11 protein-coding genes are annotated in these 14015 nt (G+C 61.9%); 7 read left to right on the forward strand and 4 right to left on the reverse strand.

Features of this window, described 5'->3' with window-relative positions; translation table 11 throughout:
- Positions 1 to 8 precede the first annotated feature (8 nt).
- From ACNAOT_RS10975 to rpsA, 3 genes are all read left to right on the forward strand, one after another.
- Entirely contained in the window at positions 9 to 1322 is a 1314-nt protein-coding gene (locus tag ACNAOT_RS10975) for a GNAT family N-acetyltransferase (protein ID WP_420181064.1), read from the forward strand.
- A gap of 414 nt (positions 1323 to 1736) precedes the next feature.
- The gene (locus ACNAOT_RS10980; RefSeq protein ID WP_420181065.1) at positions 1737 to 2339 is read left to right on the forward strand and encodes a polysaccharide deacetylase family protein; all 603 of its coding nucleotides are present in this window, start codon (positions 1737 to 1739) and stop codon (positions 2337 to 2339) included.
- Positions 2340 to 2522: 183 nt separating this feature from the next.
- Positions 2523 to 3998 (forward strand): 30S ribosomal protein S1, encoded by a 1476-nt coding sequence (gene rpsA, locus ACNAOT_RS10985; RefSeq protein WP_011774756.1) that lies wholly within the window; start codon positions 2523 to 2525, stop codon positions 3996 to 3998.
- 94 nt (positions 3999 to 4092) lie between these two features.
- On the opposite strand, the gene ACNAOT_RS10990 is transcribed toward rpsA, so the two are convergent.
- A complete protein-coding gene (locus ACNAOT_RS10990) occupies positions 4093 to 4782 on the reverse strand; it encodes an IMPACT family protein (RefSeq protein WP_420181066.1) in 690 nt (229 codons plus the stop codon).
- A gap of 22 nt (positions 4783 to 4804) precedes the next feature.
- Between ACNAOT_RS10990 and coaE the strand changes: the two genes are divergently transcribed.
- The 4 genes from coaE (at position 4805) to ACNAOT_RS11010 (ending at position 10745) form a co-directional block, all read left to right on the forward strand.
- Entirely contained in the window at positions 4805 to 6043 is a 1239-nt protein-coding gene (coaE, locus tag ACNAOT_RS10995; RefSeq protein ID WP_420181067.1) for a dephospho-CoA kinase, read from the forward strand.
- Positions 6044 to 6072: 29 nt separating this feature from the next.
- Positions 6073 to 8169: an excinuclease ABC subunit UvrB gene (uvrB, locus tag ACNAOT_RS11000; protein WP_420181068.1), complete on the forward strand. Its 2097-nt coding sequence runs from the start codon at positions 6073 to 6075 to the stop codon at positions 8167 to 8169.
- Positions 8170 to 8337: 168 nt separating this feature from the next.
- Entirely contained in the window at positions 8338 to 9366 is a 1029-nt protein-coding gene (locus ACNAOT_RS11005) for a TerC family protein (protein ID WP_420181069.1), read from the forward strand.
- 29 nt (positions 9367 to 9395) lie between these two features.
- Positions 9396 to 10745: an MFS transporter gene (locus tag ACNAOT_RS11010; protein ID WP_420181070.1), complete on the forward strand. Its 1350-nt coding sequence runs from the start codon at positions 9396 to 9398 to the stop codon at positions 10743 to 10745.
- On the opposite strand, the gene ACNAOT_RS11015 is transcribed toward ACNAOT_RS11010, so the two are convergent.
- From ACNAOT_RS11015 to ACNAOT_RS11025, 3 genes are read right to left on the reverse strand one after another with little or no spacing between them, the layout of a single operon-like run.
- Complete coding sequence (locus ACNAOT_RS11015; protein WP_420181071.1) at positions 10742 to 12085, reverse strand: alpha/beta fold hydrolase; 1344 nt, start codon at positions 12083 to 12085, stop codon at positions 10742 to 10744. The two genes, ACNAOT_RS11010 and ACNAOT_RS11015, sit on opposite strands and share 4 nt — an antisense overlap.
- Positions 12078 to 12590 (reverse strand): GNAT family N-acetyltransferase, encoded by a 513-nt coding sequence (locus ACNAOT_RS11020; protein ID WP_420181072.1) that lies wholly within the window; start codon positions 12588 to 12590, stop codon positions 12078 to 12080. The genes ACNAOT_RS11015 and ACNAOT_RS11020 overlap by 8 nt, the downstream gene beginning before the upstream one ends.
- Before the next feature lie 32 nt (positions 12591 to 12622).
- Positions 12623 to 14011, reverse strand: coding sequence for a CoA transferase (locus tag ACNAOT_RS11025; protein WP_420181073.1), 1389 nt, complete (start codon positions 14009 to 14011; stop codon positions 12623 to 12625).
- Positions 14012 to 14015 lie beyond the last annotated feature (4 nt).

The following is a 14015-nucleotide window of genomic DNA, read 5'->3' on the forward strand; positions in this document are numbered from 1 at the left end:
TCGAAGGCGTGGCCGATCCCAATGAAAAGATGTCCGGAAAATACACCGTCCAACGTTTCCCAGCCGTAGCCGATCCTGAAGACGCCGGCTATGGCCGCTGCACCACCTGGGTGCAGGCCGTCTCCCACGGATTCCATCAACAGCGGCGCGATGATGAATACCTGGCCAAAACCCTGGCGGCCTACCAAACGGACAAGCGCGAACTGACAGGCGTCTATGCCAATGGCACCGTGCCTGTGCATTCGCTTGGCTCCGACGTTCCAGTGGCAACGTACGCGACTATGCGCAAGGCCCTGAACATAGGTTTTGGCCGCCAGCTTGAATCCAACCTCGTCACCGCCGTGACAGTCCGCGGCACCCACCGGCGGAACGGGATTCTTCGCGGCATGATCACCGCCGACTTGGAAGCTGCCAAGGATGACGGCCTGGCCATGGCCGCCCTCACCGCGTCAGAGGCGTCCATTTATGGCCGCTTCGGCTTCGGTGTTGCCACTTTTGAGCGAAGCATCAAGGTTGATACCGGGCCAAGATTCCGCCTCAGGGGCCAGCCGCTGGGCACCGTGGAAGTCGCCGATCCCTCTGTTTTGCTGGACATCGCGCCGCAGGTTTTTGAACGCGTCCAGCGACTCTCGCCGGGTTCCATCGACAGGCAAGAGTACTACCGGCTGCTCGCCTCCGGTTCCATCGGCCATGACGGCAAGCCCGACACCTCCGTCCGCTGCGCCCTTCACTATGACCCTTCCGGATCATTGGATGGTTACGTTTCGTACCGCTTCAAAGGGTGGGACCACAAGCCTTACACCATGGAAATCGTGGACCTCGTCGCGGCAAGCAACGCGGCCTACCTGGACCTGTGGCGATTCCTGGGCAGCATCGACCTCATTGACCAAGTGACCTGGGCAGAAGCGCCTGTGGACGACCCCCTCGCATGGGCCTTGGAAGATCCAAGGTGCATTGAGGCCTCTGAGATCCGCGACATGCTGTGGCTTAGGATCCTCGATACTCCTGCTGCCCTGCGCGCCCGCAGCTTCCAGGTTGCCGGCAGGCTGGTGCTGGAGGTGTCGGATTCTTTGGGTCTGGCGGGTGGCACCTGGGTTCTGGAGTCCGACGGCGGTGCTGCCGCCGTCGTGAATGAAGCGTCCGGCGAGGCGCCGGACATCATCCTGGACGTCACAGATCTCGCATCCATCTACCTTGGTGCCGTGTCGCCGGTAACGTTGGCCGCTGCAGGTCGTATCAGCGAGAAAACAGCGGGAGCTGCATTCTTGGCCCAGCAGTTGTTTGCCGTCGAACGTTCCGCTCACTGTCTGACGCACTTCTAGCAACCTCGTCTTTCGCAAGCACGTCTTTACAACCACATAGCTACAAACCAGATAGGGACATCCATGGGGGATTCCAAGCGGCGGCCATTGGCCGGCCGGCGATCAGTGCTGCTTGGAATGGCGGGCCTTGCTTCCGCCGCCCTGACGGCGTGTGCGGACAGGGGCGGTACGACGCAGCCTTCCACGTCAAGCACAAGCCCGCCCGCTCCGATGTCTCAGCGAACGGGACCGGCCGTACCGCCACCCTCCATAGCCACCAGGTCCAGTGAACAGGCGGCCGCTGCCCTCGCACCGGCCGTTCCTCCCAAGTCGATACCTGACAAGCAACAAATCGTGGCGGAGTTCGCGGGGAGGCAGCCCAAGGAATGGGGACTGCATGTGACGGGGGTCGTGAACAATTCGCGGTCGCGTCACGTGGCGTTGACATTCGACGCTTGCGGCGGGCCCGGCGGCACAGGGTGCGACCACGCACTGCTGAACACTCTTCGCCGGCACAAGGTCCCTGCAACCCTGTTCGTCAACAGCCGATGGCTCCACGCCAACCCCTCGCTTTCGGCTGAACTGGCGCTCGACCCGCTGTTCGAACTCGCCAATCACGGCACCGCCCACCTCCCGCTGTCGGTGAACGGCAGGGCAGCGTATGGCATCCATGGAACCGCCACCGTTGCCGCTGCCTACGACGAACTCATGGGTAACCAAGCGATACTGCAGGAAATCAGCGGCAAGGTCCCACAGTTTTTCCGTCCCGGTACTGCGTTCTACGACGACGTCGCAGTTGAGGTGACTCGGAGGCTCGGCATGCTGCCGGTCAACTTCACGGTCAACGGCGACGGCGGAGCAACGTTTTCGGCGGCCACCGTTGCCGCCGAAGTGGGACGGGTAGTGCCCGGAGACATCGTCATTTCGCACTTCAACAGACCGGCCGCAGGCACTGCCAGCGGCTATTCGCGCGCCCTGCCCCAGCTACTGGACCGCGGAGTCACATTTACGCGACTGGGAGACGTCCTGTCGCCGTGACACTCCTTTTGACCCTGCTTTGCCAATGCGACTAGAATAAACGGGCGTGTACTACGTGCATGCATCCATTTGTACTAATCCACAAATCAGGATGACCCGGTATTTTGCCGTGTTCTGCCGTCCGGACCCGGGCGGCAGCGGTTTGCCTGACCGACCAACTATCCACAACGGAGCCCCTACTACATGACCATCACCTCCACCGAGAAGCCCGGTACCCCCGTAGTCGCCATTAACGACATCGGTACCGCTGAGGACTTCCTCGCAGCTGTCGACGCCACCATCAAGTACTTCAACGACGGAGACCTCGTCGAAGGTACCGTCGTCAAGGTCGACCGCGACGAAGTTCTGCTCGACATCGGTTACAAGACCGAAGGTGTCATCCCTTCCCGCGAGCTTTCCATCAAGCACGATGTTGATCCCGGTGACGTCGTCGCCGTTGGCGATCAGGTCGAAGCTTTGGTTCTCACCAAGGAAGACAAAGAAGGCCGTCTGATCCTCTCCAAGAAGCGTGCTCAGTACGAGCGTGCCTGGGGCGACATCGAGAAGGTCAAGGAAGAAGACGGTGTCGTTACCGGTACCGTCATCGAGGTTGTCAAGGGTGGCCTCATCCTGGACATCGGCCTGCGCGGCTTCCTGCCCGCATCGCTCGTGGAGATGCGTCGTGTCCGCGACCTCGCTCCGTACATCGGTCAGCAGATCGAAGCCAAGATCATCGAGCTGGACAAGAACCGCAACAACGTTGTGCTGTCCCGCCGTGCATGGCTCGAGCAGACTCAGTCCGAGGTTCGCTCCACGTTCCTCAACAAGCTGGAAAAGGGCCAGGTTCGTCCGGGCGTCGTTTCCTCCATCGTCAACTTCGGTGCATTCGTGGACCTGGGCGGCGTAGACGGTCTCGTTCACGTTTCCGAGCTGTCCTGGAAGCACATCGACCACCCGTCCGAGGTTGTCGAGGTTGGCCAGGAAGTCACCGTCGAGGTCCTCGAAGTGGATCTGGACCGCGAGCGTGTCTCCCTGTCGCTCAAGGCTACGCAGGAAGATCCGTGGCAGACCTTTGCCCGCACCCACGCCCTCGGCCAGGTTGTTCCGGGTAAGGTCACCAAGCTGGTTCCGTTCGGTGCGTTCGTTCGCGTCGAAGACGGCATCGAAGGCCTCGTGCACATCTCCGAGCTGGCTGTCCGCCACGTGGAGCTTGCAGAGCAGGTTGTCTCCGTTGGCGACGAACTGTTCGTCAAGGTCATCGACATCGACCTCGAGCGTCGCCGTATCTCCCTCTCCCTCAAGCAGGCTAACGAGGGCGTTGACGCTGACAGCACCGAGTTCGATCCCGCTCTGTACGGCATGGCCGCTGAGTACGACGAAGAGGGCAACTACAAGTACCCTGAGGGCTTCGACCCCGAGTCGAACGAATGGCTCGAAGGCTACGAGACCCAGCGCGCCGCTTGGGAGCAGCAGTACGCTGACGCCCAGACCCGCTGGGAAGCCCACAAGAAGCAGGTTGCCCAGCACGCTGCTGACGACGCTGCTGCTGCAACGTCCGGTGAGAGCGATTCCGGCACCACCAGCTACTCCTCGGAGCCGGCTGCTGCCGAGTCCAACGCTGGTACCCTGGCGTCTGACGAAGCACTCGCCGCACTGCGTGAGAAGCTGACCGGCAACTAATTCCGCCTCCCTCACGGGATGTGCTGAATAGCCAAAAAAGGACCCCTGCCTCCGGGCAGGGGTCCTTTTGCGTATTCCGCGTAGCCGGCCATGTTTAGCGGGGGACGTCAACCCAATCGGTTCCCTGTGGCCTGAGCTCCAAGTTGCCGGCTGTCAGCGAAGCCAGCCTTGAGCGGGCCGCCGAAATTGCTGCCGCATCATCCGGCAAAGCCACTCGCAGTACGGTGTGCCGGGGTTCGTATCCGGTCTCCGCCATGACGTACCCGGCGCTGCGAAGTTCGTTCTCCAAACGGCCGGCCTCGGCATGGGGGACGTCAATGACGCACAGGCGCAGCCTTCGCCGATGAACCAACGGTGCCCGCTCCAGGGCTGCCGACACCGATTCGGAGTACGCACGGACCAGGCCGCCCGCACCCAGGAGGATTCCACCGAAATAGCGCACGACGACGGCACTTACGTCGCTGAGGTCCGTCACCCCCGGCGCGGTCTCGCGTTTGATCAGGGCCTCCAGCATGGGACTGCCTGCCGTGCCCGAGGGTTCGCCGTCGTCGCTGGACCGTTGAATCATCCGATCAGGACCTATGACGAAGGCCGAGCAATAGTGACGGGCGTCGTCGAATTCACGCCGCAGGTCGCTAACCAGTGAGCGGGCGGTTTCCTCGTCTGGTGAGCGCCGAAGAACGGTAATGAAACGGGACCGCCGGATCTCCAGTTCGTGGCGGAAATCCGAACCCACAGCGAGTGTCGTATACGTTGTCGCGCGGCTGTCATCCTCATTTTCCACCGCTTCAGTCTAGTGTTGGAGGGTGCTGAAGATCGGGCTGACGGGCGGCATCGCCTCAGGGAAATCACTGGTGGCATCCAAACTGCAGGAATTGGGTGCCATCCTTGTGGACGCGGACCTCATTGCGCGGGAAGTAGTGGAGCCTGGAACTCCAGGACTGGCTGGCGTCGTGGACGCATTCGGTCCTGGAATCCTTGACGAAACGGGAAGGCTCGACCGGCCCAAACTTGGTTCCATCGTGTTTCAGGACCCTGCTCAACGCGAAGTACTCAACGGCATCATCCATCCGCTGGTCCGCGAGGCTGCTGCGGCGATTGTGTCAGGTGCCGGCCCTGGTGACATCGTGGTCCAGGACATTCCGCTCCTCGTCGAGACCGGGCAGGGCAGTAGCTTCCATTTGGTACTGGTGGTGGATGCTCCCGATGAAGTGCGCATTCAGCGCATGGTGGAGTTCCGCCGGATGTCCAGGGATGACGCCTTGGCCCGTATGGCTTCACAGGCCACGCGTGCGGAGCGCAATGCTGCTGCCGACGTTGTCCTGACCAACTCCGGAAGCCGGGAAGAGTTGCTCGCCGCCGTCGAGGCTTTGTGGGAGCGGCGCCTGATCCCCTTCGCGGAGAACCTCAGCCGGGGCACCAGGGCCTCCCGTAAAGATGGCCCCGTCATGAGCCGGTCGAAGGGGGAGTGGGGGGTCCAGGCCGAGCGGCTCGCGGAGCGGGTTCTCGTTGCCGCTCCCCACGACATCCTTGCAGTGGACCATATCGGCTCCACGTCGGTACCGGGCCTGGCGGCAAAGGACGTGATTGACCTCCAACTCGCTGTGGCCGATCTTGCGACGGCGGACAGGATCGCGCCGCTCCTTGCCGCTGCCGGCTTCCCCGCCGTGCCGGAGGCTAACCAAGACACCCCAAAGCCCTCCCAACCCGATCCCGCAGAGTGGCAGAAGAGACTCCATGCCAACGCAGATCCAGGTCGGCCGGTGAACCTTCATGTCCGGGTGGCCGGCTCGCCCGGATGGCGCTATGCGCTGCTTTTCCGCGACTGGTTGCGGGCAGACCAGTCTGCCCTGACCCATTACCAGGCGCACAAGCAGGAATTGGCGGCCGCGCACGCGGCGGATCACGGCACGGGGGACTACGCTGACGCAAAGGAGCCGTGGTTCACCGAGGTTGCCTGGCCGCTCATGAATGCCTGGGCCGAGCGCACAGGCTGGATGCCGCCGTCGTATATGTCTTCAGCTGAAGGCAAACGCGGACAGTAGCTGTCCTAGGGCGGGGGTAGATTGGTTTCATGAGCCTTGCCCAGGAAATCAACCGTGTCGTCGCGCCTTTCGAAGTGATCAGTGAGTTTAAACCCGCGGGTGATCAGCCGACTGCCATCGCAGAACTGACCGAACGAATCAACAACGGTGAAAAGGACGTTGTCCTGCTCGGCGCCACTGGTACGGGCAAGAGCGCCACCACGGCATGGCTCATCGAACAGGTCCAGCGGCCCACCCTGGTGATGGTCCAGAACAAGACCCTTGCAGCCCAGCTGGCCAATGAATTCCGGGAGCTGCTGCCTAATAATGCGGTGGAATACTTCGTCTCCTACTACGACTATTACCAGCCAGAGGCCTACGTAGCGCAGACGGACACCTTCATCGAAAAAGACTCCTCCATCAATGAGGAAGTGGAACGGCTTCGGCACTCTGCCACTAACGCCCTCCTGACCCGCCGCGACGTCATCGTGGTGGCCACGGTGTCCTGCATCTACGGCCTGGGTACGCCTGAAGAGTACATCGCCGGCATGGTGACGCTGCGCAAGGGCGCAGAAATGAACCGCGACCATCTCCTCCGGAAGTTCGTCTCCATGCAGTACGCACGCAATGACATGGACTTCCATCGGGGCACCTTCCGGGTCCGTGGCGATACCGTTGAGATCATCCCCATGTACGAGGAACTCGCCATTCGGATCGAGTTCTTCGGTGATGAAATCGAGAACATCCAGACACTCCATCCCCTCACCGGTGAGGTTCTCCGGGACGAGGAAGAGATGTACGTGTTCCCGGCCTCGCACTATGTGGCGGGCCCTGAGCGCATGGCCCGCGCCATCAAGCGGATCGAGGACGAACTTGCTGATCGCTTAAAGGTCCTCGAAGGCCAGAACAAGCTTGTGGAAGCCCAGAGACTCCGGATGCGCACTACGTACGACCTCGAAATGATGCAGCAGATGGGGTTCTGCAACGGCATTGAGAACTACTCCGTGCACATCGATGGCCGCGAGCCCGGAACAGCACCACACTGCCTGATCGACTACTTCCCGGATGACTTCCTGCTGGTGGTTGATGAATCCCACGTCACCATTCCGCAGATCGGTGCCATGTACGAGGGCGATATGTCCCGTAAGCGCAACCTCGTGGACTTCGGCTTCCGCCTGCCGTCGGCGATGGACAACCGGCCCCTCAAATGGGATGAATTCCTGCAACGCATCGGCCAGACCGTGTATCTGTCCGCAACCCCGGGTAAGTACGAGCTCGGTAAAGCCGACGGCTATGTGCAGCAAATCATTCGCCCCACCGGCCTTATCGACCCAGAGGTAGTGGTCAAGCCCACCAAGGGACAGATTGACGACCTGCTGGGTGAAATCAGGACCCGCACGGAAAAGAATGAACGCGTCCTGGTTACCACCTTGACCAAGCGCATGGCAGAAGACCTTACGGACTACCTCGTGGGTCACGGCGTCAAGGTGGAGTATCTTCACTCCGACGTCGATACCCTGCGTCGAGTGGAACTGCTCCGCGAACTTCGAATGGGCGTCTTCGACGTCCTGGTGGGCATCAACCTGCTCCGCGAAGGTTTGGACCTTCCCGAGGTTTCCCTCGTCAGCATTCTGGATGCCGACAAGGAAGGTTTCCTGCGTTCCTCCACCTCCCTGATCCAGACCATCGGCCGTGCCGCCCGTAACGTTTCGGGTCAGGTACATATGTATGCGGACCGGATTACCGACTCCATGGCCCATGCCATTGAGGAGACCAACCGGCGCCGAGCTATCCAGGTGCAGTACAACACGGATCACGGCATAGACCCGCAGCCGTTGCGCAAGAAGATTGCGGACATCACCGATCAGCTGGCCAAGGAAGACGCGGACACCCAGGAACTGCTCAACAACAACAGGCTGGCCAAGGGCGGCAACCGCAAGGCGGCCGCCAAGGGTGCGGCCACAGTTCGGCAGGATGGCCTTGCCGCAGCTCCCGCTGAAGACCTTGTAGGCCTCATTGAGCAACTGACCGAACAGATGCACGGGGCGGCTGCTGAGCTGCAGTTCGAGGTCGCTGCCCGCATCCGCGATGAAGTCAAGGAATTGAAGCGCGAATTACGCCAGATGCAGTCCGCCGGGCACGCCTAAGGTAAGGTTGAGGTCACGTAGGGGAGTATCCCAAGCGCTACATCCGTCAGCACGCAAGGCACAGATGCCTCGCCGGATCTAGCGGGCCGCCAAAATTTGCATTCACCGCACCCTGGCAGGCCGGAGAGACTTACACCGCTTTCCCGTACCCTGCGAAAGGCACCTTTAATGCAGCTTCCCGTCTGGTTTGAGATCGGCTCCTTTGTCGTTCTCGGAATCATCCTGCTGATCGACCTCCTGTTGGTCGTCAAGCGTCCCCATGAACCTTCCATGAAGGAAGCCGGCCTGTGGGTCGGCTTCTACGTCGCGCTTGCCCTGCTCTTTGCAGTTGCAATGTTCGTCTTTGCAGGCCCCGAATATGGCGGCCAATTCGTCGCAGGCTGGGTCACTGAGTACAGCCTGAGCATCGACAACCTCTTTGTGTTCATCATCATCATGGCCCGCTTCTCGGTGCCCCGTAAGTACCAGCAGGAAGTGCTGATGGTGGGCATCATCATCGCGCTGATCCTTCGCGGTATCTTCATCGCTTTGGGCGCAGTGGTCATCGAGCAGTTCAGCTGGGTCTTCTACATCTTCGGCGCGTTCCTTCTCTGGACGGCCTGGAAGCAGGCCAAGGACTCCGGCGAAGACGAAGAAGAAGGCGCCGAAAACCCTCTGATCGCCCGCCTGCGCAAGGTCTTGCCGATGTCCGAGAAGTTCGACGGCAACAAGATCCGCACCGTGGTGGACGGCAAGAAGGTCTTCACGCCCATGCTGATCGTCTTCATCACCATCGGCCTCACGGACCTCCTGTTCGCCGTGGACTCCATCCCCGCGATCTTCGGCCTGACCCAAAGCGCGTTCATCGTCTTCACTGCCAACATCTTCGCCTTGATGGGCTTGCGCCAGCTGTACTTCCTCCTCGGCGGACTCATGACACGCCTGGTGTACTTGAAGCACGCCCTGTCCGTCATCCTGGCCTTCATCGGGGTCAAGCTTGTCCTCCATGCAATGCACGTGAACGAGCTTCCGTTCATCAACGGCGGACACCACATCGAGTGGGCTCCTGAGATCCCCACCTATGTGTCGTTGGCTGTCATCGTCGGTACCATCATCGTTGCTGTCGTAGCCAGCTTGATGAGCCCGCAGGCACGGCAAGCCAAGCTGGATGCCCGACTCGAGGCAGATGCCAAGAAGAGCATGAGCGAGGCCGAGTAACTGACCTCCAAAGGTTGTAGTCTCGTGAAGTGACTACCACTTCAACTACGGCGCTGGACCCACAACGGGTTCAGCGCCGTACTGTTTTCCTGCTCAGCTCCGCACAGCTGCTCAGCGGCGTTGGCAATGGGGCGACTCTTTCCATCGGGTCCCTGCTGGCCGTGGACTTATCAGGTTCCGAAGCCTGGGCCGGCTCCATCACCACCGTCCTGACACTGGCTGCAGCAATCGCAGCACTGCCGCTGGCAAGGTTGGCTGAGGCACGGGGCCGGCGCGTAGGACTCGTCACCGGCCTGGCAGCTGCGATGGTGGGTGCCTTGCTCATCATCGCCGCAGTGATGAGCAAGTCGTTCGTCCTGCTTCTGCTTGGCGCAGCTTTTCTCGGCCTTGGCACAGCCGCGAACCTGCAGGCTCGTTTCGCCGCCGTCGACCTCGCCGAACCGGAGCACCGCGGACGATCATTGTCCACGGTGGTCTGGGCCATCACCATCGGGGCTGTGGCAGGGCCCAACCTGATACAGCCAGGAGCCGCCGTAGGTGCGGCACTGGGCCTGCCGCCCATCGCAGGCCCCTTTGTGTTCTCGGCCGTGGGATTGTTCCTGGCGGCCGGGCTACTGTACGCGGGACTACGGCCAGATCCTCTGCTGCTGTCCCGCCGCTTGGCCCGTCAGGCTGACGTTAGCGGCGAGCCGGGACCTCAGCCTGTCCGGGGAACCATCCGGTCCGGTCTTCGAGCCGTCCGGTCATCACCGCAGGCGATACTGGCCCTGGCAGCCGTCGTGGCTGCGCACGGCGTCATGGTGGCGGTCATGTCCATGACCCCACTGCATCTTCAACAGCTGGTGGGCGGATCCCATGAGGGACACCACGGAACCACCGACAGCACGGATGCCCTGGTGGTTATCGGGCTTACGATTTCCCTCCACATTGCTGGAATGTTCGCCCTGTCTCCGCTCTGGGGTTGGCTAACGGACAAGGCCGGCCGATTTCAGACCATTGCCATGGGCCACGGACTTCTTCTGGTGGCGGTGTTCATCGCCGGGTTCGGCCAGCAGGAGCCTGTGTTGGTGACAGCGGGGTTGATTCTCCTGGGACTGGGCTGGTCGGCGGCAACCATTGCTGGATCAACGCTGTTGGCCGAGAGCGTCGTACCTGACCAACGGGTTACTGTGCAGGGTGTCTCCGACACCCTGATGGGTGCCGCGGGGGCGCTCGGAGGCGCAACCTCAGGCCTGCTTCTTGCGTGGATCGGCTATCAAGGGCTCAATATCGCTTCCAGCCTTCTCGCCGCAGCCGTGCTGGCCCTGACAGCCGTCACGGCAACCCGGCAGCGGGCGGCCACCTCGATAGATGGCCGCACCGATGGCACCTCCACCTAACGGTTGGCGCGCACCATACCGAAGAGTCTCCCGAAGATGCCCCCACCGTCTTCGCCGATGCCGTCATGATGGAAGTCCGACGTAACCCAGGTTTGAAGTCCGCGCACCGCGGCCGCGGTCTCAAGCGATAGATCGTGATCCACGTAGATGTCGTCCTTGTACACGGCGGCTGCGACGGGGACCGTGTTGGAGGCCAACCGGGTGGGGTCATATAACGGTTTCCAGTCCTGGCGGGCGGCCAGTTGTTCGGCCACTTCGCGTAGGGGAACCAGCGCGGGATCCTGTTCGAAATACCACGGATACACCATTTCGCCTGTGAGCAGCGGATCCCCGGCTTCCGGTTTGAACTCCGGGTAGTCCTCCAGAACGCGCCAGGCGGCCCAGTTGGTTGCCTCTCCCTGAGCGTAGATTGATTCGTGCAGGACGGCGTAGAGCGGATTGGCCGCCCGACTCACCAGTCCCCGTACTTGTTCAAGGAATGATTCGGACAACCGCTCGCCGGAGGGTGTGTCGATGAACGCGTCTTCCAAAAGATAGTGAAGCGCATCAACCCGGGTGTTGCCGCCCAGGAACGATCCCACCATTTGGAAACGCTCCGGCGTTAGCCGTTCGCCACTGGCGAGGAATTCAGGGTGCTGCTCCAAATGACGGGCAATCCGCGTGACCTTTTTCCGGTCCTCCGGGTACCACGAGAAATACTCGGCGTTCCTGGCGGCAACCCGACGGAACGTTGCTTGATACACGCGCTCCGCTGAACCGTGGAGCGGTGCCAGGCCGCCCGTTATGAGCACTTCGCGCAGTCCTTCCGGCGCGTAGGACAGGTACGTCAGTGCACAGAACCCGCCAAAGCTCTGTCCCAGCACTGACCAGGGTCCGGAGCCCAGGACACCTCTGATGTACTCGGCGTCGGCCACAATGGAATCGGCACGGAAGTGGGTCAGGTATTCTGCCTGCGACGCGGCGTCACCCCGGAGCTCCAATGACTGACGCTCAATCGGGGTGGACAGTCCGGTGCCGCGTTGGTCAAGCATGAGGATGCGGAAGTCCTTCGCTGCCGCCTTCATCCAGCCGGACAGCGACGTTACACGGTTGCCCCTGCCGCCGGGCCCCCCTTGGAGGAACAAGAGCCACGGCAGCTTGGCGGCTTCGTCCGCCGAATGGTCAGTGGACGAGTATTCCCGGGCGAAGACCGTGATCGTCTCGTCGGGTACGTCTGCCTGATGCGTCAAGGGAACAGTGAAGTAGTGCTCCGCCGTCCGTAGTCCACGGAATTCGTGGCGGGCTTGGATGATGTGCCTGCCGGTGGCGGACCGCTCGTCAGCTACGTACGGTTCAGCCACGGGTCAGCGCCTCTTTCGCCTCACTGACGTTCGCTCCGAAGGCCTGGAGTGCGTCGCCTGTCAGCCTGAACGTCGACCATTCCTCCATGGGGAAAGCACCAAGGTTCTTGTAGAAGTTGATGGAGGGTTCGTTCCAGTTCAGGACGCTCCATTCCACCCGGGCGTAACCGCGTTCGACGGCGGTGGCGGCCAGATATTGCAGGAGCGCCTTTCCGTGGCCCTCGCCACGGGCATCCGGCGCTACGTAGAGGTCCTCAAGGTAGATGCCGTGGACGCCTTCCCATGTGGAGTAGTTCAGGAACCAGAGCGCGAAACCTTGAACTGTGCCGGAGCTGTTTTCGGCAATGGTGGCGTATACCCGGGGGTTCTCGCCAAAGAGTACTTCGGTGAGCATGGCCGGGGTGTTCTTAACTGCGTCCGGTTCCTTCTCGTAGATCGCGAGGTCGTGGATCATACGCAGGATGGCGGGAACGTCGTCAACGGTGGCGGGGCGGATTACACTCATGCATTCGAGCTTACTAGGGGCTTGCCGGACTCCTACCGCCAGGCGAGCGTTGACGTTCCATAACGTACGGGCGGTTCCCGGTACGTGAGCGGTGTGCCCGCCACCACAAGGGGCGGCCCTACGAACCTGAGCTCGCCGTAGGGGCTGTCCGCTTCAAGGTACTCCGGTTCATGGAGTTGGCTCACCGGGCTGCCTTGGTGGCCGGAAGGCAGGGCGAAGAGCTCCTCGGCCGTCCGCGCCAGGGAGAGTTTCGCTGCTCCACCGGTTCCGGTCATGAGTCGCTCGGCCAGCAGGGCCAGCACTGCCGCCGCGAGTCCGTATCCTGTGGCGTGGTCCAGTGCCTGAACCGGAAGCGCACCAGGTGTCCATCCGTCGTCGTGATGCCGTCCATACCGCTCAGCGATTCCGCAGGCTGCCTGGACGAGGCTGTCAAAGCCCCGCCGCCCCTTCCACGGCCCGCTGCTGCCCCATGCGGTAAGTGCGACAACCACCAGCCCGGGCTTGGTAGCGAGCAGCGCGTCCTGGCTCAATCCGAATTTGTCCAAGCCCCCGCCCCGGTATCCGGTGACCACCACATCTGCTGAGGCGACGAGAGCATGCACAGTTGCAATGTCTTCATTCTTCCTGAAATCAGCTTCGGCGCTGCGCTTGTCGAACCCGGCGTCGATAAAAGCATCGATCAGCTCCGGAAGGACGGGTGGGTCGATGCGCAGGACGTCTGCGCCCAGGGCACCCAGCAGGCGCGTGGCAGTAGGGCCGGCGATGACGCGTGTCAGGTCGAGCACTCTCAACCCATCCAACGGCTGAAACGGGTTCTCCGCCGGCATCCATGGCGTGGAATCCGAACCCACGGACCGAATATCAGAACGCGAGAGGCTGATCCACGGACCCGAGGTTGCCGCGCCATGCATCGGCGAGGCCACCCATTCCTCGCGGCTCCGGACAGCGGCAGCCACCCCCTTGTGAGCCGCGATCACATTCTCGGCATCCAAGGACGTCATAGCCAACAGCGCCCGGTCAACGTCCTGCGGCACTTTGGCCGACAACGCTTCCATCAGCCGTGCTGCGTGATGAGGGTAGTTGGCGTGGAGGCGGATCCAGCCGTCGGCCGTGCGCCGGAATCCCGACGTGGGAGCGAAGCCTTGGGGTTTCCGCCCCTCAACCCGAAGGTGCCCCAGTGAATCGAAAGACGCTGCAGTCAGGCCTGAGTCAATCGAGTATCTGCCTGGGTGGCCAGTCAGCGCGTTGAGCGCTGTAGCGGCGGCTTGAACCGAACCCAGCGCCAAACCCTCCACGTCCAGGCCGCCACCCCACCATCGACGCGAACCAGTGCAGGCCGCCCGCTGCTCCCCGCGTAAGGCTTCCATCTCCCGCAAGCCCGCGGTCAGATCCGGGACGGATTCAACGGCGCCGGGTTTCATCGCA

This window comes from Paenarthrobacter sp. TA1.8, assembly GCF_048595705.1.
GTDB classification, from domain to species: Bacteria; Actinomycetota; Actinomycetes; order Actinomycetales; family Micrococcaceae; genus Arthrobacter; species Arthrobacter nitroguajacolicus.